Genomic DNA, 20,065 nt, shown 5'->3' with positions numbered 1-20,065 from the left:
ATCTCCAAGGACATCATGAAGCAGCTCTCCCAGGCCTACCTGAAAATCCGCAACACCGCCCGGTATATGCTGGGCAATCTGGCGGGCTTCGACCCCGACCGGGACCAGGCGCCCTACGGGGAGTTGGAGGAGCTGGATCGGTACGCCCTGGCCTCCTTCAACAGCCTGGTGAAGGGGGTCCGGGAGGCCTATGAGCGCTATGAGTTCCACGCCGTCTACCGCTCGGTCTACAATTTCTGCGTGGTGGACCTGTCCAACTTCTACCTGGACATCATCAAGGACCGGATCTACTGCGAGGGGGCGGACTCCCGGCTCCGCCGCTCCGCCCAGACCGCCCTCTACACCATCCTGGACGGCATGACCCGGCTCATCGCCCCCATCCTGGCCTTCACCAGCGACGAGATCTGGGCCGCCATGCCCCACAGCGCCGGGGTGGACGGCGAGAGCGTCCTCCTCAACGATATGCCCGCCTATGACCCCGCCCTGGCCCTCTCCCAGGCGGCGGCAGAGCGCTGGGAGAAGCTGGTTTCCGTCCGGGACGCCGTGAACAAGGCCCTGGAGAACGCCCGGAACGCCGGGGTGTTCAAGAAGGCCCAGGACACCGAGATCACCATCTCCGTGGCGGAGCAGAAGGACGCCGGCTTCCTCAACGGCGTGGACCTGGCCGCCCTGTGCATTGTCTCCAAGGCCACGGCCACCACCCAGGCGGTGGAGGGGGAGCGGGCGGAGGACTGCCTCATCCCCTGCACCATCGCGGTGGCCTTCTCCCAGGCCCCCAAGTGTGTGCGCTGCTGGAACCACGACGAGGGAGTGGGCGCGGACCACGACCACCCAGAGCTGTGCCCCCGCTGCGCCGCCGTGGTGCGGTCCCTGTAAGACGCCCGGCGGAAAAGCCTTGAAAGCGCCAGCGCCGTTGTGATAAAATAAAGCCCCGCCCTCCTGGAGACAGGGGGGCGGGGCTTTTCTCACGCTGGAAGGAGGGGGGCGGCGGCATGAAAGCATGGGCGGAACGGACGCTGGCGCGGCTGCGGCGGGCGCCGGGGGTGGGCCTTATCCTGGCCGTGGGGGAGGTCTACTTTGAGCGGCGGGTGTCCCGGTCGGCGGCTTCCCTGGCCTATTTCCTGATTCTGAGCTTCTTCCCCCTGTTCATCTGCGTCAACGCCTTTGTGGGCCTGCTGCGGCTGGACGTGGACCTGGTGCTGGAGGCCGCCGGGGACGTCCTGCCCCAGGAGAGCCTCCCCATTCTGGGGGAGTACCTGGGCTATATCAGCACCAACCAGTCCCGGGCCATGCTGGCGGCGGGGGTCTCCATGACCCTCTTTTCGGCCTCGGCGGCCTTTCGGACCCTGATGGAGGTGATGGCCGGCCTCTACCGGCGGCCCGCCTGCCGGGGGGTGGGACAGGTGGCGCTCAGCCTCCTCTTCTCCCTCCTCTTCCTGGTGACCATCTACCTCTCCATCCTGGTGGTCCTCACCGGGGGATGGTTCCTCCAGCTGGCCCAGGGGCGCTTTGCCTGGGTGGACCGGGTGCTGGGGAGCTGGCAGAATCTGCGCTTTCTCCTTCTCTTCTGTCTGGTGCTCCTCTTTGTCCTGCTGGTCTATCGCCTCTCCCTGCCCCGGGGCGGACCCAGGCCCCCCATCCTGCCCGGGGCCGTCCTGGCCTCGGCCGCCCTGGTGGCCTTCTCGGTCCTCTTCTCCTGGTTCATCGGCCTGTCCTCCCGGTACTCCCTGGTGTACGGGTCCCTGGCCTCGGTGATCATCCTGCTGGTGTGGCTCTACCTGTGCGGAAATATCTTTATCCTGGGGAATGTCTTCAACTATGTCTGGTTCCGGAGAGGGGAAAGGACGCCGTGAGGCGTCCTTTTCGTCAGACTGAGGGCCTGCTCAGGCAGCCCCCTCCAGCTCCCGGAGGGCCCCGGCCTCGCTGCCGGCCGAAAAGAGGCAGCGGCCCGTCCGGTCGCAGACCTCCACATGCTCCCTCCCCCATTTGATGCGTACTTCCATTTGGCAGCGTTCCCTTCGTATCTTTTCTGGTCCCAGGATTCCACAAGAAAAGTCCCATAAGCGGGACTTTTCTCCGGGAGCAGAAAAAAATTTACCGCACCCTATGCGCCGGGGGGCGGGAATATGCCCCCAACCGTCCGACGGCCTTCCCTTGGAAAGGGGACAAGGCCGGGGCTATACTCTCTGGTACAAGCTGGGAAAGGGGAGCGAACGGCACATGAGCGCATGGTATGGCATGGGGGCCCAGGAAGTTCTGGAGGAGCTGGAGACCAGCCGCAGAGGCGGCCTCACCGCCGCCGAGGCCCGGCGGCGGCTGGAGCGGTACGGGGAAAACGAGCTGGAGCGCCCGGCCCAGGAGTCCATGCTCCGGCGGTTTTTGCGGCAGATGAAGGACCCCATGATAGTGGTGCTCCTGTGCGCCGCCGGGGTCTCCCTGTGGGCCGGGGGCGGACGGGACTGGGTCGACGCTGTCATCATTCTGGGCATCGTCCTGCTCAACGCCGTCCTCTCCCTCTCCCAGGAGGACAGCGCCCAGCGGGCGCTGGAGGCCCTCCGGGACCTGTCGGCCCCCCTGGCCCGGGCGGTGCGGGACGGGCAGCTCTGCCGGGTGGAGGCTGCCAAGCTGGTGCCCGGGGACATCCTCTGTCTGGAGGCCGGGGACCTGGTGCCCGCCGATGGCCGGCTGCTGGAGTGCGCCGGGCTGCGCACCGACGAGTCAGCCATGACCGGGGAGTCGGCCCCCGCCGAAAAGGAGGCCTGTGGGGCCCTCCCCCTGGACACCGCCCTGGGGGACCGGAAAAATATGGTCCTCTCCGGCACGGTGGTCACCGGAGGCCGGGGGATCTGCGTGGTCACCGGCACCGGTATGCGCACCGAGATGGGCCGCATCGCCGGGCTGCTCCTGGAGGAGGGGGACGGGGAGACCCCCCTCCAGCGGAAGATGGGGGAGATCTCCAAAAGCCTCTCCTTCCTGTGCCTGTGCGTCTGCGCCGTCATGTTCGGGGTGGGGCTCCTCCAGGGGAAGAACCTGCTGGACATGTTCCTCACCGCCGTGTCCCTGGCGGTGGCCGCCATTCCTGAAGGGCTTCCGGCCATTGTCACCATCGTCCTGGCCCTGGGGGTCCAGCGGATGGTCCGGCGCAGCGCCATTGTCAAGCGCCTGCCGGCGGTGGAGACCCTGGGCTGTGCCGGGGTCATCTGCTCGGACAAGACGGGGACCCTGACCCAGAACAGGATGACGGTCACCGAGGTGTGGAGCCTGGGGGGAAAGCACCGGCGGGAGGCCCTGACCATCGGAGCGTTGTGCAGCGACGCCATTCTGACCTGCAAGTCCGGCGGGGAACCCGCCGCCTCCGGGGACCCCACTGAGGCCGCCCTGGTGGAGGCCGCCCTCCGGGAGGGCCTGGACAAAAACGCCCTGGAGCGGGACCTCCCCCGGTGCGGGGAGCTGCCTTTTGACTCCCAACGCAAGCTCATGAGCACCGTCCACCCCCTGCCGGGGGGCGGTTTCCGGGTGCTGGTAAAGGGGGCCCCCGACGTGCTCCTGGCCCGGTGCTCCTCCGCCCTGGGGCGGCTGGGCCGGGCCACCCTCACCGGGGAGGTGCGGCGGGACATCCTCAGCGCCAACGAGACCATGGCCCAGCGGGCCCTTCGGGTACTGGGGACGGCCTACCGGGACCTGGCCGCCCTGCCGGAGCCCCTGGCCTCCGGGAATCTGGAGCGGGGGCTCACCTTCGCCGGGCTCATCGGCATGATAGACCCGCCCCGGCCCGAGGTCCCCCGGGCGGTGGCCCAGTGCTTTGCCGCCGGCATCCGGCCGGTGATGATCACCGGGGACCACAAGCTCACCGCCGTGGCCATCGCCCGGGAGATCGGGATGTTCCGCCCCGGGGACCTGGCCCTCACCGGGGAGGACCTGGACTTCATGCCCCAGGAGATGCTGGAGGAGGAGGTGGCGCGGTTCTCGGTCTACGCCCGGGTCTCCCCGGAGCACAAGCTGCGGATTGTCCGGGCCTGGCAGAAGACAGGAAAGGTGGTGGCCATGACCGGGGACGGGGTCAACGACGCCCCCGCCCTGAAGGCCGCCGACATCGGCTGCGCCATGGGCCGCTCCGGCACCGACGTGGCCAAGGGCGCCGCCGACATGATCCTCACCGACGACAACTTTTCCACCATCGTCCACGCGGTGGAGGAGGGCCGGGGCATCTACGCCAACATCAAAAAGGCCATTCACTACCTCCTCTCCTGCAACATCGGGGAGATTCTCACCATCTTCTGCGCCACGGTGCTGGATTTCCGTCAAATGCCTCTGGCCCCGGTGCAGCTCCTGTGGCTGAATCTGGTCACGGACTCCCTGCCCGCCCTGGCCCTGGGGGTGGAGCCGGTGGAGGAGGGAATCATGGAGGAGAAGCCCCGGGACGCCCGGGAGAGCCTGTTCACGCCGGCCTTCACCTGGCGGCTGGCCTGGCAGGGCCTCCTGGTAGGGGGCCTGACCCTGGCGGCCTACCTGCTGGGGGAGCACGTCCTCCCCTCCGGCGGCGGCGCGGCGGCCAACACCATGGCCTTCGCCACCCTGACCCTGTGCCAGCTCTTCCACGCCTTTGACGTCCGCAGCGAGCGCCAGTCCCTGTTCCATATCGGGGTGTGCTCCAACAAGGCCATGAACCGCGCCTTCCTGGCGGGCGCGGCCATGCAGCTGGCCGTGCTGTGCCTGCCGCCCCTCCAGGCCGTCTTCGGCACCGTCCCCATGACCGCGTCCCAGTGGGCCTGCGTCCTGGCCCTGGCCGCCGCCCCAGTGGCCGTCTGCGAGCTGAGCAAGGCACGGGCCCGCCGCCGGGAGGCGGCGCCCGCCTGGCGGCGCCAGCGCCGGACCGTCCCCAGCCGGTAGGCCCGCATCCCGGGAACAGACTCCGCCCACCCCCTGAGCATCCGGCCCAACACAGCGGATATGCGGCGGCGGTCTGGAACCATCGAGCGGCAAAAAGCGCGTCAGATTTCACTTTTATGGTGGAATCTGGCGCGCTTTTTCTTGTTTTGCCGCCCCTTGCGGGCGGACCTCCCCCGCCGGGGGCGTGGTTGACCCGCCTTGGGGAGGTGTAGAAATTCCGCACGGATTGTGCTATTTCTAACCTTGCTCTCACCGGCAGGGCGGTGCGCCGGGGGAAGTACAAAAGGAGGTCTTTTCATGGATACCAGAGAGAGAATCAAATTCCGCCCCGTCCATGCCTATGGATATGTCCGGGTGAGCACCCGGGAGCAGAACGAGGACCGGCAGCGCCTGGCCATGGAGGCGCTGCCCATCCCTGAGAAAAACATCTACATGGACAAGCAGAGCGGGAAGGACTTCCAGCGCCCCCAGTACAAGCGCCTGCTGCGGAAGCTGAAGCGGGACGATGTGCTCTATGTGAAGAGCATTGACCGGCTGGGCAGGGACTACCAGGAGATTTTGGAGCAGTGGCGGGTGCTGACCAGAGAGAAGGGGGTGGACATTGTGGTGCTGGACATGCCTCTGCTGGACACAAGAAGGGGCAAGGACCTCATGGGGACCTTTCTCAGCGATATTGTGCTGCAAGTGCTGTCTTTCGTGGCGGAGAACGAGCGCGACAACATCCGCCAGCGGCAGGCGGAGGGCATCGCGGCGGCCAGGGCCCGGGGGGTGCGGTTCGGACGGCCGCCCAGACCCCTGCCGGAGAACTTCCATCAGATGTACCAGCTCTGGAAGGGCGGAAAGGTCACGGGCGCCGCCGCCGCAAGGCTGTGCGGAATGCCCCTGTCCACCTTCCGCTACCAGGCGGAGCGGTACGAAACAGCCCCTCCGGCGTGAGGGGCTTTTTACAAAAATATGTATTTTTTTGACGCTGGAATGATGCCTTGATTTTACCACAATGAGCCGGCGATATCAACTGTTTTTGCCTCCGAAATTGCCTGAAAAACAGAAAATTTTACAGGTACATTTCTTGCGCCCGGCCTGCCAAAAGGTACACAATTATGCAAAGGAGAAGGGTGTTATGAAAAGACGAAAAAGACTCGTCAGTATGTTGTTGGCGTGCTGTCTGCTGATTACGTTATTTCCAACCATAGGATTCGCCTCGGAAATCACCTCTCAGGCTGCTATCTGTTTGCGGACAGTACGACTGTGATTATACTTGCGGAAGATGTACAGATTACAGCAGTTCTGAGTGGACGGGTGGCTCATAACTACACGATTACCTTAATTCCAATGGTGGAAACATAGATATTACAAGTGCAGTCACAGACGAAGATGGGAAACTATCCTCTCTTCCTACTCCAAATCGTAATGGTTATACCTTCAACGGTTGGTATACTGCGATTAGGGCTTGTTTGAAAAATGTCAACATACCTAATCAGCGGGGCTTTTGCCCCCTGGACGGCGCAATTTTTCCTTGAAATCCGCCAGGATTCCTGCGAAAAAATTGCTTGCCAGAGGCCCAAAATCCCTCGCTGCTGGTCACATCGCCAATTTTCAAACAAGCCCTAGCGGCGGAACAATAATTACCCTGGATACCGTTTTCAATGCTGACGCTACGGTATATGCACAGTGGAGTGAACGCGGTAGCACTGATAGTGATAATCGGCCCTCTGACGGCGGCTCCACCGGTAGTGGTGGTTCCTCTGGTGGCGGCGGTGTCAGCGGCTCCGCCAACTACACCGTCTCTGTGGAGCAGAGCAGCGGCGGCGCCATCCGTGTCAATCCCACAGGGCCGAGCGCGGCGACACCGTCACCATCACCGTGGACCCGGATGCCGGCTACGAGCTGGACCGCATCACTGTCGTCAACAGCAGCGGAGGCGAGATTGACGTGGAGCGGCTGAGCGCCGCCGAGTACACCTTCGAGATGCCCGGCAGGCGCGTCATTGTGGAGGCGGTCTTCACAGAAATCCCGGAGGAACCGGCACCCGAACCGGATCCGGAGCCCAAGCCGGCCGCCCTGCCCTTTACCGATGTCGGGACCGGCGACTGGTACTACAACGCGGTGCGGTTCGTCTATGAGCGGGGCATGATGGCCGGGACCGTGGACAACCGGTTCAGCCCAAATCTCACCACCACCCGGGCCATGATTGTCACCATCCTGTACCGGCTGTGGTTTCCAATTTTGTAATGTGGAATACAAACGAAGATCATGGAGCAGAAATATAAGGGAGGCATGAAAAAATGTTAAAAAAATTCCCTGCGATCCTGATCACTGGCGTATTGTGCGCGGCGCTGCCTGCCCCGGCTATGGCCACAGCTCTTTCCCCGTATCACCAAAGCATATCTTATGCTGACGAGTCGGAGTTGGATAAGGTATTCAGTACCTATGACTTCTCTATTTTATCTGGCAATTCTGTCGCAGGCACAGATCCAATTACCCTTCAATACTATGATGGTTCCGCATTTGTAGAGCAGGACACCTATCTAAGAATCGCGCCGGGAACAGAGTTTTCCCTTCGCTATGATGACAGTGAGGAATATGCTTTTATTTATAACACGCTGAGACTGGAGGTTAATGTATACGACTCAAACACGAATTACGATTGGGACGCCCTTGACTACGAGCTGAAGGATGACGGGGACTTTATCAGCTACTATTCATCCGGGGGCTATGCCGGCCCGGAGAAGCGCTATCTTTCCGCAGGAGAATCCGTCACATTTCAACTGCCAGAGGCTGGATATGGAGACCGTTCGCTGTATCGGGTCTTTGTTATGATAGACCATCCAAAGCCCGGCGATCAACTTATTTACTGGGCCATATATGACTTTGTAGTGGACAGCAGCTTGGGAAGCGGTTCTGCTGCCTCAGAGGCCCCCTCTGATCCTGTCGCGACATCAGATACTGCGTACTCCACCAGCTACTCCATTCTCGTCGATGGGCAGTCCTTAGACTTTGACGCCTATGCGCTCAAGGATGAGGCGGGAAATGACACCAATTATCTCAAGCTGCGGGATATCGCTCATGTGCTGAACGGCTCCCAGGCCCAGTTCAATGTGGGATGGGACGGGACGGCTAATGCGATTACTATTACTACGGGAGAGCCTTATGCGTCCAACGGTTCCGAGATGTCCACTCCCTTTTCTGGAGATTGGGCTTACACCCCCAACCAGGCATCCATTCTGGTGAATGGACAGCCGGCCAGTCTGGAGGCAATCACGCTAACGGATAATCATGGAAACGGCTATACCTACTTCAAATTGCGAGATCTGGGCCAGGCTGTTGGATTCAATGTCACTTGGGATGGAGAAACCGGCGCGATTGTGATCGATACCACTCAGCCCTATCAGGGTTAAGGCCCGCTAAAAAGGGCAGCATACCCAACCGCAGGAGCTTTTACCTTGGTCAGCGCAATTTTGCCTTACAGTCTGTCCTGGTCCTTGGGCCTATGCTGAATGCCGTGCCATATTTTTTACAATACCTACTTAGAATCCTTTTAGACGGCCTGCCGTTTTGCGGCTGGCCGTCCTTTTTTACCAGGGGTCCGCTGGCAGGGGCCCTCTGCCGCCCCCGCCCGCCGCAAAATTACCCGCCCCCTCCCCCGGATTTCCTCCCTTTTGCTGAAAATGGCCCCAAAGGGTTGATTTTCCTGGGAAAACGGATATACTGGTACCCGTATGGCCGGGTCCGCCCGGCCCTTGCCAGCCGCCAGGGGGAGCCCCGCTCCCTCCAGAATCCAGAGAGAAGAGGGAGCGCCCAATGGAACCCAAGGATTTTTATGTCAACGCCACCAAAAAGCTTATCATCCAGGTGGACGGCAGGACCTACGCCCGCCACGCCATCCAAATCCCCTTTGTCCAGGTGGGGGATGACTACGACGCCCTGGTCCGGCAGTATGTGGCCCCCATTTGGGAGCCCGGCGACATCGTCTCGGTGAGTGAGAAGATCGTCTCCCTCTGCCAGAAGCGGGTAGTCTACGCCCAGGACGTAAAACCCGGCCTCCTGGCCAGGATTCTCTGCCGCTTTGTGGCCCAGACCGCCGCCGGCCCCGGGGCGGGGGTGCCCTACAAGATGCAGTTTGCCATCAACCAGTGCGGGGCCCCGAAAATCCTGTGGGCGGCCTTCCGGGCGGCCATTGACAAGCTCCGGGGCGTCCGCGGCACCTTCTATAAGATCGCCGGGGACGAGGTCTACGGCCTGGACGGCTTCTTCGGCCACGACATCGAGGAGTACGCCGAAATGGGCATCCGCATCCCCGCCGACCCCGACGGGGTGTGCGAGAAGGTGCTGAGGGAGACGGGGGTGGTCTCCATGATTGTGGACGCCAACGCCCTGGCCCAGGAGATTCTGGGCAAGTGCTCCGCCCTGAAGGACTGGCCGGACGAGAAGCTGGCGGGGCTCATCGGGGACAACCCCGCCGGGCAGGTCCGGCAGCTCACCCCCTTCATCCTCGTCCGGGAGGTCCCCCAGGCGGAGGCCGAGGCCCTGGAGGCCGGGGCCCAGGCCGCCATCGCCGCCCGGGCCGCCGCCGGGGAGACCCTCTGAGCGGTCCCGGTATATTGAAGAGAGAAGGGGTCCCGATGGATCTCATCGGTCAGATCTATGTGCTGTCCGGCGGCTTTCAGGAGGAGGGTCCCAAGGCCCTGCCCCGCGTTTTCGGCCGGCAAGCCCGCTTTTCCGCTTGTCATTGGGGCGGAAATCGGCTATACTGGGAGAGCATCGCCGCCGCTGCGGCGGCAAATCAGAAATGAGGATTGGAGATGACGGCATGGAACTGAAAAATTTTGACGCCATTCTGGAGCGCGTCCCCAAGATGTCCCGGCCCATGCGGGTGATCCTGGCCGGCTCCGACAACGAGAACATGCTCCAGGGCCTTTTCACCGCCCAGGAGAAGGGGCTGGCCCAGCCTGTGCTGGTGGGCGACCGGGCCCGGACCGTCACGGTGCTGGAGAAGCTGGGCCTGGAGAAGGAGCCCTACACCATGGTAGACACCCCGCCGGGGCACAACATCACCCAGGCCGCCATTGACATCATCAACTCCGGCGACGGCGACGTGCTCATGCGGGGCAACCTCCCCACCCGGGACTTCCTGATGCCGGTGCTGGACGGCAAAAACGGCCTGCGGACCGACCGGCTCATGAGCCATGTGTCCCTGTGCTCCCTGCCGGAGTACCCCAAGCTCCTGGCCCTGAGCGACATGACGGTCATCATCAAGCCCAACATGACCCAGAAGAAGGCCATCATCCGCAACACCGCCGACGCCCTGAAGGCCTTCGGCTACGAGGACCCCAAGCTGGCCCTGCTGGCCCTGGTGGAGCATGTGACCTTTCACATGCCCGACACCGTGGAGGCCCAGCGTCTGGTGGCTGAGCAGAAATCCCGGCCCTTCGCCGGCTGCGAGCTGTGGGGCCCCATCGCCTACGACCTCATCCTCAGCAAGGAGGCCGCCCGGCTGAAAAACTACGACTGCCCCTGGAGCGGCGGGGGATTTGACGGCATTATCGCCCCGGACCTCTCCACCGCCAACACCCTGGTAAAAAGCTGGCTTATCCACGCCCACGCCGTAACCTGCGGCGCGGTGGTGGGGGCCAAGGTGCCCATCGCCCTCACCAGCCGCAGCGCCGCCGCCCAGGAGACCTACCTCTCCCTGGTCTTCTGCGCCGTACTGGACCACTGGCGGAAGCAGAACGGGGACTGACCCGCTCCCCTCTTGGCAGGGGCCCGCTGTAACCTGCGGCCCGGCAAATCAAATGGAACGCATCAAAAAATGGAGGCAGGGGATATTTCCCATGCCTCTATCTTTTATGTCTGGCTGGCGGCGTCTGTTTCCAGCTGCCTTTTCCCGTGACAGCATACAAATCACCCTTTTCGGCCGCAGACTGCTTCCAGCCCCCACAGGAAGGCGGCCCAGTACTCCACCAAGTTGGAAATTGCAGATTGGATTTCGAGCGGAATTTGTGTGGAACAAGGCAGAGGACGCCGGTGGGCTGACGCCCACCAAGGACGATAACGAAGTGACCCGGAAATTCCGCCGGAAGACAAATGCAAGCTTCTGGCTTGGTGGAGTACTAGTACTCCACCTTCTTTTTCAGCTTGGTCTTGTTTCCCTGCTCATCCACCACATAGGTGTTGTCCAAATGGGCGGTCAGGTTGGCCCGGACGGCGGCCCGGTACTCGGCCCGAAGGCCCTCCCGCTCCGCCTCCTCCTCCAGCGTGAGGCCGCCGGCCTTAGCCTTCCGGGCCAGCTCGTTGATGCGGTCGATTTTGTGCTGTTCCATGCTCAGGTCCCTCCTTTCCCAACAGGGCTCACAGATACCGCTCCAGTACCAGCAGAATCCGTCCCTTCTTGGAGGTGCCGGACACCTCCTTGAGCACGCACTTTCCCAGCCCCCGGCAGGTGAGCACGTCCCCCTCCCCCACAGTGCGGTCTGGCTTGTCGCACTCCCGGCCGTTGAGGGCCACCTTTTTGGCGGAGATAAGGGCGGCCATCTTGGACCGGGACTGGGAGAAGCCAGAGGCGGCCACTGCGTCCAGCCGCAGGGCGGCTGCGGTGTCCCGGATTACCTTGACCTTCTGCTCGGGGGGACGCAGCTCTCCCAGGGGACAGGGGGACACCCGCACCCGCCAGCGGCCCACCTGGTCGAGCTGGGTCAGCAAAACGTGCTCCACCTCCCGGAGCAGAGGCACCTGGCACGTCCCCTCCTCCACCAGCAGATCCCCGATCTTCTCCCGGGTGAGGCCCAGACCCAGAATGGCCCCCAGGTAGTCCCGGTGGGTGAGCCTTGCGTCGGGGGACGCCGCCACGGCCACGGCGGTGAGGGGGCAGTCCTCCCCGGTCTGGAAGTCCTCCGGCGCCATCCAGTCGGGAAGGAAGGCGCAGATTTTCCGCTCAGCCCCCTCCCAGCCCCCCCAGAAGAGGTGTTCCGGGTGTCCGCAGGCGGCGATGAGCCGCCCCACGGCATCCTGCTCGGCCAGGGAGAGGAATGGAGTATGGGCGGGGATGCCCCGGTTCCGGGCCAGCTCCAGCTTGTCCATGGCCCGGGCCAGCACCAGCCGCTCCTCCGGGCCGACGGAGAGCTTTCCCAACAGCTCAGTCTTGTTCATGGCCTCACTCCTGGGTCAGGGGGGCGAAAGAGGCCCCGATGAGTTCCGCCAGGGCCTCCGGGCTCAGCTCCACCTGGCTGCCAATCTTTCCGGCACTGACCAGCATGGTCTCCTGGCCCTGGGCAGAGGCGTCCAGGACGGTGGGAAAGCGCTTTTTCATGCCGATGGGAGAGCAGCCCCCCCGGACATAGCCGGTGAGGGGGGTGAGCTCCTTGACGTGGATGAGCTGGATGGACTTCTCCCCCACGGCCTTGGCGGCCTTTTTCAAATGCAGCTCAGCCAGCACCGGCACCACAAAGACATAGTGGGCTCCAGAGGCCCCACGGGTCACCAAAGTCTTGAAGACCCCGGCGGGGTCCCGGCCCAGCAGGGCGGCCACCGCCGCCCCATCCACCGCCGCCCCAGGCTGGTGGGGGTAGCTGTGGGGGGTGTAGGGGATTTTTTTTTGGTCCAAGACCCGCATGACGTTGGTTTTTTCTTCTGACATCCTCCGATATTCCTTTCCGCAGCGTGCCACTGTGGCGTTTTGTGCAGTAAACCAGGCAAAATCAGCCCCCAGAGGGCGGCGCCCTCACACTTCCCTCCGGCACCAGGGGGTGGGGTCATCCGTCAGCCCCAACAGGTAATCCGCTGACACCCGGTAGTGTTCACAGATGAGGGCCATCTTTTCCACTGTTGTGGTTTTCTTCCCGTTCTCCATATCGCTGACCTGGGGGACAGAGACATCAATCAGCTTGGCAATGGCCGTTTGGGCCTCTCCGCACTGTTTTCTGACCTCCCGAAGGCGTTCCCCAAATACTTTTTTGTTGAAGGGCATGGAACCTCCTTGATATATTAGCTTATTACTAATATAATAGCATTAGCTTTTTCATAAGGAGTGCAGCCAATGAACGAATTTCTTCACGACCTGCTTCGCGGCGAGCTGGAGGCCGATCCGGCTCATTCTACCACAAACTCCCATACCCACGCCATCTAGGAAATCCGATCCCTCCAATACGAAAAATCAAGTCGGTCATGGGAGGGGACTTTGCTGAGGAGGTCTGGACTGCGGCGGGCGACGAGCTTTTGCCGGCTTCCGAGCAGGCCTTCCAGAACGGCTTCCGGCTAGCCGGGCGCTTTCTTCTGGCTAGGGCTTGTTTGAAAATTGGCGATGTGTCCAGCAGGGAGGGATTTTGGGCCGCCGGCAAGCAATTTTTTCGCAGGAATCCTGTCGGATTTCAAGGAAATATTGCGCCGTCCAGGGGGCAAAAGCCCCGCCGGTTGGGCATGTTGACATGTTTCAAACAAGCCCTAAGCTCGCTTGAAGAGCTTTTCCAGCTGCCCCCGGGTGAGCTCCACCGCTACGGGCCGGCCGTGGGGACAGTATTGGACCTCCCCGGCCAGGACGGCTGCGGCCACCCGCTCCAGCTCGGCGGGGCCGTTCCGCTGGCCCCCCTTAATGGCCGCCTTGCAGGCCATGGTGGCCATCAGGTGGTCCCGTACCCCCTGGGGATCGGTCCGGCGCTCCTCCAGAAGCCCGGCGGCAAGCTCCAGCAGGGTGGCCTCGGCCTCTCCGGCGTCCACATAGTCGGGACAGGCCCGGACGATCACCGCCCCGCCGCCGAAGTCCTCGCAGTCAAAGCCGAACCGGGCCAGAAGCTCCCGGTTCTGGAGGAGGGAGGCGGCCTCCTCCGGTGTGGGGGTGAACACCACCGGGGCCAGGAGCGCCTGGACCATGGGGGTGTAGCCCTGGGCCTTGAGGCGGTCGAAGTTCATCCGCTCATGGGCGGCGTGCTTATCAATGAAGAAGCAGCGCTCCCCCTGCTCCACCAGGATATAGGTCTGGAAGAGCTCCCCCCGGACGGTCCAGGGCTCCGGGGCGGACCCCTCCTCCGGGGAACGCTCCGGCTCCGCCGGGGGCCCCTCCTCCGGGGTCTGAGCACCGCCTTTGTCCTGGGCATCGGGCGCCGCTGGGACTTCCCGCGCTGGAGGCGCCTCCTCCGGGACCAGGACGGACGGCGGGGCTTCCTCCTGGGGCGGCGGAGCCTCCGGCTTCTGGAATTGTGGCCGGGTGAAATCGTGGAGGGGCAGCCCGCCCCCCTGCTCGATGCGGTCTACCCGGGTGGAGCCGGGGACCCGGCGGGACCCGACGGCCAGGGCGGCCTCCCGCCGGGAGGAGGCCGGAGGCCCCCCCCTGCGGTACTCCTCCGCCGTCATGCGGAGGAAGGCGGTCTGGTTGGGGGTGACGGTGTCGTGGGGGGCGGTCCTGGGGGCGGAGAGCACCGCCAAAGGCCGGCGGACCTCCCCCTCCAGGGTCCCCTTGACCGCATGGTAGACACTGTCGAAGACCCGCCGCTCACTGACGAACTTCACCTCGGTCTTGGTGGGGTGGACGTTTACGTCCACGCTGTTGGGCCGGACGGTGAGGTGGAGGACGCAGGCGGGGAATTTCCCCACCATATGCTGGTTTTTGTAGGCCTCCTCCAGGGCAGCCATCATGGTCCGGGACTTGATGAAGCGCCCGTTGACAAAGAAGAATTGGTAATTCCGGGACCCCCGGCAGCAGGCGGGGAGGGAGGCGAAGCCCTCCACCCGGATGCCGTCCTCTCCGGAGCCCTGGACGGGGGTGAGGCCCAGAGCCAAATCCCGGCCCAGCACGGCGTAGACGGCGGAGCGGAGCTGGCTGTCCCCGGGGGTCAGGAGGTCCTGCTTTCCGTCCCGGAGGAACTGAAAGGAGACCTCCGGGTGGGCCAGGGCCTCCCGCTGGACGGCGGCAAAGACGGCGGCCCCCTCGGCGGCGTCCTTTTTCATGTACTTGAGCCGGGCGGGGGTGTTGTAGAAGAGGTCCCGCACCACCATGGTGGTGCCCTGGGGCCCTCCGGCCTCCTGCCGGCTGGTGACCACGCCCCCCTCCAGCTTCAGGGCGACGCCGAAGTCACTGCCGGCGGTGCGGGTGAGGAGCTCCATCCGGGACACCGAGGAGATGGCGGCCAGGGCCTCCCCCCGGAAGCCCAAGGTGCCGATGGCCTCCAGGTCGTACTCGGAGCGGATTTTGCTGGTGGCGTGGCGGAGGAAGGCGGTCTCGGCGTCGGCGGAATTTATGCCGCAGCCATCGTCGGTGACCCGGATATAGGCCATGCCCCCCCGCTGGATTTCCACGGTGACAGCATGGGATCCGGCGTCAATGGCGTTCTCCACCAGCTCCTTCACCACCGAGGCGGGGCGCTCCACCACCTCGCCGGCGGCAATGAGGTCGGCCACATGGCTGTCTAAGACTTGGATATGGGGCATCGGGTTCACCCCTTTCTGTGGTGGTTTTGGGGCGCTCCGGCCCTGGGGGCAGGGCGCCGGGCCCTCCTGGGGCCAGGCGGGCCCTTCAGAGCATCTTCTTAAGCTCATAGAGCAGATTCATGGCCTCGATGGGGGTCAAGGTGTCGATATTCGTCTGCCGGAGCCGCCGGGCCACCTCCCCGGCCTCCATGTCCTGGAAGGAGACCTGTCCGTCCTCCCCGGCAGGGCGCACCGGGGCGGGTGCGGGAGCGCCCTGGGCCTCCAGCTCCTCCAGGATGTCCCGGGCCCGGTCGATGACCCGGCCGGGCACCCCCGCCAGACTGGCCACCTCGATGCCATAGCTCTGGTCGGCGGGGCCAGGGACAATCTTCCGCAGGAAGATCACCCCGTCCCCGCGCTTTTTGGCCGCCACATTGTAGTTCTTTACCCCGGGAAGCTGCCCCTCCAGACAGGTGAGCTCGTGGTAGTGGGTGGCAAAGAGGGTCTTGCACCCCAGGCGGCGCTTGTCCGCGCAGTACTCCAGCACCGCCCGGGCGATGGACATGCCGTCGTAGGTGCTGGTGCCCCGGCCGATCTCGTCCAAAATGAGGAGGCTCTTGGATGTGGCGTTTTTCAGCAGCTCGGCCACCTCGGTCATCTCCACCATAAAGGTGGACTGCCCGGCGGAGAGGTCGTCGGAGGCCCCCACCCGGGTAAAGACCCGGTCCACGATACCGATGTGGGCGCGCTTGGCCGGGACAAAGGAGCCCATCTGGGCCATGAGCACCATGAGGGCCGTCTGGCGCATGTAGGTGGACTTGCCCGCCATGTTGGGGCCGGTGATGATATAGACCAGGTTGTCCTTCCCGTCCATGTGGACGTCGTTGGGGACAAAGAGGCTGTCCTTGAGAACCTTCTCCACCACGGGATGACGGCCCTCGGTGATGTCCAGCTTGTCCGAGAGGTCCACCGTTGGCTTGCAGTAGCCGCTGGCGGCGGCCACGGCGGCAAAGGATGTGAGCACATCCACCTGGGCGGCGGCGGCGGCGCTGGCCTGGATGGCCCCCACCTGGGCGGCGGCGGTCTCCCGGAGCTGGCAGAAGAGCTCGTACTCCAGGGCCGTGATGCGGTCCTGGGCAGAGAGGATGGTGTGCTCCATGTCCTTGAGCTCCTGGGTGATGAAGCGCTCACAGTTAACCAGCGTCTGCTTGCGGATGTAGGTGTCTGGCACCAGGTCGTAGTTGGACTTAGAGACCTCGATATAGTAGCCGAAGACCTTGTTGTAGCCCACCTTCAGGCTCTTGATGCCGGTCTTCTCCCGCTCCCGCTGCTCGATGGAGGCCACCAGAGATTTGCCGTTGGCCATTACGTCCCGGATCTGGTCCACGTCCGCATGGTAGCCGACCTTGATGAATCCCCCCTCCCGAACGGAGAAGGGGGGCTCCTCCACCAGGGCCCGATCCAGCTGGTCCCGGAGCTCCGGCAGGTCGTCCAGGGCCCCTGCCAGGACGGTGAGGAGAGAGGAGTGGAAGCCGGAGAGGAGCTCGCGCAGCTGGGGGAGCCTCCCCAGCCCGGCAGAGAGGGCGGTGAGGTCCCGGGCCCCGGCGGTGCCGTAGACGATGCGGCCGATGAGCCGCTCCAAATCTGTGACCTCCCGCAGGCACTCAGAGAGCTCCTGGCGGGTGATGGCGTCCCCCACCAGCTCCTCCACGGCGTCCAGCCGCTTTTGAATCTGGGCCGGAGAGAGGAGGGGCCGCTCCATCCAGGCGCGGATGAGCCGGCCCCCCATGGCAGTGCGGGTCTTATCCAGCACCCACAGGAGGGAACCCTTCTTCTCCTTGCCCCGGAGGGTTTCCGTGAGCTCCAAATTCCGCCGGGCGGTGAGGTCCAGCTCCATAAACGCCCCGCTCTGGTAGTAGTGAAAGGCGGTGAGATGGCTCAGATCGGTCTTCTGGGTCTCGTAGAGGTAGGTCAGAAGGCCCCCGCAGGCCTGGAGAGCGGCTCCCGCCTCCGGGGGCAGGTCCTCCAGTCCGGTGCGAAACTGCTTTTCGGCGGCGGCCCGGGCGGTCTCGGGGGCGAAGTCGGCCTCACGGCCCCGCTCGCAGCGACAGTCCAGCCGGGTCTTGAGGAAGGTCTGGAGCTCCAAATCCTCCCAGGCGACGGTGTTGAGCACAGCCTCCCGGGGGGTGTAGCGGCCCAGCTCGTTGTAGAGGTGCTCCCGCCAGTCCCCGCCCTGGAAGGCGGCGGCCGAGACCTCCCCGGTGGAGACATCGCAGAAGCAGACCCCCGCCCCCTTCGGGGTGAAGCAGAGGGAGGCCAGGAAGTTGTTGCGCCCCTCCTCCAGCATGGAGGAGTCCATGAGGGTGCCGGGTGTGACGATACGGATGATGTCCCGGTCCACCAGCCCCTTGGCCGTGGCGGGGTCCTCCATCTGCTCGCAGATGGCCACCTTATAGCCCTTGGCGATGAGCCGGGCGATGTAGGACTCCACCGAATGGTAGGGCACCCCGCACATGGGGGTGCGCTCCTCCTTGGGCTTGTTCCGGTCCCGGGTGGTGAGGGTGAGGTCCAGCTCCTGGGACACCAGCTTGGCGTCCTCATGGAACATCTCATAAAAGTCCCCCAGCCGGAACATCAGGATGCAGTCCGGGTGCTCAGCCTTCATCTTGAGATACTGCTTCATCATGGGGGTGGTCTCACCGGACATGGCTTTGTTCTCCTTTTCGATAGGTTGGAGGGGGCGCCGGGGCCGCTTCATACGGGCGCCTCCGCTTTTGCCGCATCCCTCCCTCAGGCCAGCGCCCCGAAGAGGGCCCAGGTGGAGGCGCCGGTGATTTTCAGGTCCACGAATTGGCCCAGCAGGGCCTCGTCCCCGGAGAAGTGGACCAGCCGCCCCCCGGCGGTACGGGCGTTGAGGTTATGCCGGGGGTCGTCGCTGCAGACATCCACCAGGCACCGCAGGCTCTTCCCTACATAGGCGGCCTGTTTTCTGGCGGAGATGGCGTTCTGGAGGTCTACAAGCCGCTGGAAGTTGGCGGCCTTTTCCTCCTTGGGCATGGGGTCGGGGAGCTCCGCCGCCGGGGTCCCCTTCCGTGGGGAGTAGAGAAAGGTGAAGAGGGCGTCGAACTCCACCGCCTCCAGCACCTTCAGGGTGTCCTCAAACTCCTGGGTTGTCTCCCCCGGGAAGCCCACAATGACGTCGCTGGTGAGGACGATATCTGGGATGCGGGCCCGGAGGGATTGGATGAGTCCTAAGTAGTGCTCCTGGGTATAGCCCCGGTGCATGGCCCGGAGGACCCGGTCGTTCCCCGCCTGGAAGGGCAGGTGGAGGTGGGGGGCCACCTTCTCGCAGCCGGCCATGGTGTCGAAGAGCCGCTCCGAGGCGTCCTTGGGGTGGCTGGTCATGAAGCGGATGAGAAACTCCCCCGGCACGGCGTTGACCTGCTCCAGGAGCCAGGCAAAGTCCACTCCGTGGAGTCCCAGGTCCTTTCCATAGGAGTTGACGTTTTGGCCCAGAAGGGTGATGTCCTTATATCCGTCCTGGGCCAGGTCCCGGACCTCGGCCAGGATGTCCTCGGGCTGCCGGGAGCGCTCCCGGCCCCGGACATAGGGGACGATGCAGTAGGAGCAGAAGTTGTTGCAGCCGTACATGATGGAGACCCAGGCCTTGACAGAGCCCTCCCTCCGGACGGGGAGACCCTCGGCGATGGATCCGGCCTCGTCGGGGGTGTCGAAGACCCGGCCCCGCCGGGTGACGACCCGCCAGAGGAGCTCCGGGAACCGCCAGAGGGCGTGGGGTCCGAAGACCAGGTCCACATGGCGGAAGGACCGCCGGATTTTCTCCACATTGTGGGGCTCCTGCATCATACAGCCGCACAGGCAGAGGATTTGGCCGGGGTGGGCGCGCTTGGCGTGGACCAGGGCCCCTACATTGCCCAGTACCCGCTGCTCGGCGTGCTCCCGGACGGCGCAGGTGTTGATGACGATGACGTCGGCCAGGGCCTCGTCTGGGGTGAAACCGTAGCCCATCTCGCTGAGAAAGCCCCGGATGCGCTCCGAGTCGGCCTCATTCTGCTGACAGCCGTAGGTGTCCACAAAGGCCAGAGGGGGCGCGGGCAGGGCGGCGTTCCGCTCCCGCACCTGGGCGCAGAAGTCTCTCTGCCGGGCGATGTCGGCGGGGTCAATCCGTGTGGTGTGCTCCATGTGACAGGGTCCTCCCGAAAAAATAGGGTTTTGGGTATTATACCATTTTCCCCGGGAAATCTCAAGCCGTCCCTGAGGCCGGACGGAAAAATATCCTTGACAAGAGCAAAAAGATACGGTATTATAGTATACCATCTAACAAAAGTTCCTCAAATATGCTGGAATAGCTCAGTCGGTAGAGCAGCTGATTCGTAATCAGCAGGTCGCGTGTTCAAGTCACGTTTCCAGCTCCAAAAGCAGCCTTATCTGAGGATAAGGCTGCTTTTTTATATAAAAGTCAATTAAAATGGGCTCTTCCAACTTTATGGTTGTTTAAGCTCTTCAGAGGAAAGTAGGACCGAACCTATTTCCGCAATGATATTGGCAAAGGGGACGCCAAAATCCCTGAGAAGCCGTATTCATAAGCGTTTCACGAGTGTATGAATATGAGAGATTTTAACCATTGTCTCTTCAGAAGCGGAGAGGATCTCATAATCTTTGCTGAGACGTCTGGAATGGCCCAGCCATGCCAGCGTGCGCTCAACAACCCAGCGCCAGGGGAGCTTTTCCCATTGATGAGGCTTAATTTTCTCCGAAA

15 protein-coding genes, 1 tRNA gene and 2 pseudogenes are annotated in these 20,065 nt (G+C 63.6%); 11 read left to right on the top strand and 7 right to left on the bottom strand.

All coding sequences use genetic code 11. The features are described from left to right. The 10 genes and pseudogenes from Q0K09_RS06645 to Q0K09_RS06605 all read left to right on the top strand — a co-directional run. The coding region (locus tag Q0K09_RS06645; RefSeq protein ID WP_294474518.1) for a class I tRNA ligase family protein at nucleotides 1-876 on the top strand (876 nt) is incomplete at its 5' end. Nucleotides 877-992: 116 nt separating this feature from the next. Beyond that, nucleotides 993-1,853, top strand: a complete 861-nt coding sequence (locus Q0K09_RS06640) for a YhjD/YihY/BrkB family envelope integrity protein (RefSeq protein ID WP_294474515.1) — start codon at nucleotides 993-995, stop codon at nucleotides 1,851-1,853. A 367-nt stretch (nucleotides 1,854-2,220) separates the two neighbouring features. Next, entirely contained in the window at nucleotides 2,221-4,890 is a 2,670-nt protein-coding gene (locus Q0K09_RS06635; RefSeq protein ID WP_294474513.1) for a calcium-translocating P-type ATPase, PMCA-type, read from the top strand. 297 nt (nucleotides 4,891-5,187) lie between these two features. Continuing rightward, the gene (locus Q0K09_RS06630; RefSeq protein ID WP_294474511.1) at nucleotides 5,188-5,826 is read left to right on the top strand and encodes a recombinase family protein; all 639 of its coding nucleotides are present in this window, start codon (nucleotides 5,188-5,190) and stop codon (nucleotides 5,824-5,826) included. A 401-nt stretch (nucleotides 5,827-6,227) separates the two neighbouring features. Further along, nucleotides 6,228-6,410, top strand: a pseudogene (locus tag Q0K09_RS10770) (InlB B-repeat-containing protein); the annotation flags it as partial. 319 nt (nucleotides 6,411-6,729) lie between these two features. Continuing rightward, a pseudogene (locus Q0K09_RS06625) lies at nucleotides 6,730-6,891 on the top strand (S-layer homology domain-containing protein); the annotation flags it as partial. Continuing rightward, nucleotides 6,880-7,122 carry an S-layer homology domain-containing protein gene (locus Q0K09_RS06620; protein WP_294474519.1) on the top strand — a complete coding sequence of 81 codons (243 nt, stop codon included), beginning with the start codon at nucleotides 6,880-6,882 and terminating at the stop codon, nucleotides 7,120-7,122. The pseudogene Q0K09_RS06625 and the gene Q0K09_RS06620, both read left to right, overlap by 12 nt. A gap of 53 nt (nucleotides 7,123-7,175) precedes the next feature. Next, the gene (locus Q0K09_RS06615) at nucleotides 7,176-8,288 is read left to right on the top strand and encodes a copper amine oxidase N-terminal domain-containing protein (protein WP_294474502.1); all 1,113 of its coding nucleotides are present in this window, start codon (nucleotides 7,176-7,178) and stop codon (nucleotides 8,286-8,288) included. A 403-nt stretch (nucleotides 8,289-8,691) separates the two neighbouring features. Further along, nucleotides 8,692-9,477 (top strand): coenzyme F420-0:L-glutamate ligase, encoded by a 786-nt coding sequence (locus Q0K09_RS06610; protein WP_294474498.1) that lies wholly within the window; start codon nucleotides 8,692-8,694, stop codon nucleotides 9,475-9,477. 223 nt (nucleotides 9,478-9,700) lie between these two features. Next, complete coding sequence (locus Q0K09_RS06605; RefSeq protein WP_294472515.1) at nucleotides 9,701-10,630, top strand: phosphate acyltransferase; 930 nt, start codon at nucleotides 9,701-9,703, stop codon at nucleotides 10,628-10,630. A gap of 370 nt (nucleotides 10,631-11,000) precedes the next feature. On the opposite strand, the gene Q0K09_RS06600 is transcribed toward Q0K09_RS06605, so the two are convergent. From Q0K09_RS06600 to miaB, 7 genes are all read right to left on the bottom strand, one after another. Beyond that, nucleotides 11,001-11,210, bottom strand: a complete 210-nt coding sequence (locus tag Q0K09_RS06600) for a DUF896 domain-containing protein (RefSeq protein ID WP_294474495.1) — start codon at nucleotides 11,208-11,210, stop codon at nucleotides 11,001-11,003. Between the two features lie 28 nt (nucleotides 11,211-11,238). Continuing rightward, entirely contained in the window at nucleotides 11,239-12,036 is a 798-nt protein-coding gene (locus tag Q0K09_RS06595; protein WP_294474492.1) for a YlmH/Sll1252 family protein, read from the bottom strand. A gap of 4 nt (nucleotides 12,037-12,040) precedes the next feature. After that, complete coding sequence (gene ybaK / locus Q0K09_RS06590; protein ID WP_294474489.1) at nucleotides 12,041-12,523, bottom strand: Cys-tRNA(Pro) deacylase; 483 nt, start codon at nucleotides 12,521-12,523, stop codon at nucleotides 12,041-12,043. Between the two features lie 84 nt (nucleotides 12,524-12,607). Further along, nucleotides 12,608-12,853, bottom strand: a complete 246-nt coding sequence (locus Q0K09_RS06585; protein WP_294474487.1) for a helix-turn-helix transcriptional regulator — start codon at nucleotides 12,851-12,853, stop codon at nucleotides 12,608-12,610. A 473-nt stretch (nucleotides 12,854-13,326) separates the two neighbouring features. Beyond that, nucleotides 13,327-15,306: a DNA mismatch repair endonuclease MutL gene (gene mutL / locus Q0K09_RS06580; RefSeq protein WP_294474485.1), complete on the bottom strand. Its 1,980-nt coding sequence runs from the start codon at nucleotides 15,304-15,306 to the stop codon at nucleotides 13,327-13,329. 85 nt (nucleotides 15,307-15,391) lie between these two features. Then, nucleotides 15,392-17,992 (bottom strand): DNA mismatch repair protein MutS, encoded by a 2,601-nt coding sequence (gene mutS, locus Q0K09_RS06575; protein ID WP_294474483.1) that lies wholly within the window; start codon nucleotides 17,990-17,992, stop codon nucleotides 15,392-15,394. A gap of 83 nt (nucleotides 17,993-18,075) precedes the next feature. Then, nucleotides 18,076-19,488 carry a tRNA (N6-isopentenyl adenosine(37)-C2)-methylthiotransferase MiaB gene (gene miaB, locus Q0K09_RS06570; RefSeq protein WP_294474481.1) on the bottom strand — a complete coding sequence of 471 codons (1,413 nt, stop codon included), beginning with the start codon at nucleotides 19,486-19,488 and terminating at the stop codon, nucleotides 18,076-18,078. Between the two features lie 157 nt (nucleotides 19,489-19,645). Here miaB and Q0K09_RS06565 point away from each other — a divergent pair. Continuing rightward, nucleotides 19,646-19,721, top strand: a tRNA-Thr gene (locus Q0K09_RS06565). Nucleotides 19,722-20,065: the final 344 nt, after the last annotated feature.

The organism is uncultured Intestinimonas sp. (assembly GCF_944387725.1).
Taxonomy (GTDB): domain Bacteria; phylum Bacillota; class Clostridia; order Oscillospirales; family Oscillospiraceae; genus Intestinimonas.
This window is presented reverse-complemented; position numbering and strand designations above follow the sequence as displayed.

What these genes read in the sequence shown, in the direction of transcription:
- Q0K09_RS06640 (WP_294474515.1), top strand. Translation starts at nt 993, where the DNA reads ATGAAAGCATGGGCGGAACGGACGCTGGCGCGGCTGCGGCGGGCGCCG.
- Q0K09_RS06635 (WP_294474513.1), top strand. Translation starts at nt 2,221, where the DNA reads ATGAGCGCATGGTATGGCATGGGGGCCCAGGAAGTTCTGGAGGAGCTG.
- Q0K09_RS06630 (WP_294474511.1), top strand. Translation starts at nt 5,188, where the DNA reads ATGGATACCAGAGAGAGAATCAAATTCCGCCCCGTCCATGCCTATGGA.
- Q0K09_RS06615 (WP_294474502.1), top strand. Translation starts at nt 7,176, where the DNA reads ATGTTAAAAAAATTCCCTGCGATCCTGATCACTGGCGTATTGTGCGCG.
- Q0K09_RS06610 (WP_294474498.1), top strand. Translation starts at nt 8,692, where the DNA reads ATGGAACCCAAGGATTTTTATGTCAACGCCACCAAAAAGCTTATCATC.
- Q0K09_RS06605 (WP_294472515.1), top strand. Translation starts at nt 9,701, where the DNA reads ATGGAACTGAAAAATTTTGACGCCATTCTGGAGCGCGTCCCCAAGATG.
- Q0K09_RS06600 (WP_294474495.1), bottom strand. Translation starts at nt 11,210, where the DNA reads ATGGAACAGCACAAAATCGACCGCATCAACGAGCTGGCCCGGAAGGCT.
- Q0K09_RS06595 (WP_294474492.1), bottom strand. Translation starts at nt 12,036, where the DNA reads ATGAACAAGACTGAGCTGTTGGGAAAGCTCTCCGTCGGCCCGGAGGAG.
- ybaK (WP_294474489.1), bottom strand. Translation starts at nt 12,523, where the DNA reads ATGTCAGAAGAAAAAACCAACGTCATGCGGGTCTTGGACCAAAAAAAA.
- Q0K09_RS06585 (WP_294474487.1), bottom strand. Translation starts at nt 12,853, where the DNA reads ATGCCCTTCAACAAAAAAGTATTTGGGGAACGCCTTCGGGAGGTCAGA.
- mutL (WP_294474485.1), bottom strand. Translation starts at nt 15,306, where the DNA reads ATGCCCCATATCCAAGTCTTAGACAGCCATGTGGCCGACCTCATTGCC.
- mutS (WP_294474483.1), bottom strand. Translation starts at nt 17,992, where the DNA reads ATGTCCGGTGAGACCACCCCCATGATGAAGCAGTATCTCAAGATGAAG.
- miaB (WP_294474481.1), bottom strand. Translation starts at nt 19,488, where the DNA reads ATGGAGCACACCACACGGATTGACCCCGCCGACATCGCCCGGCAGAGA.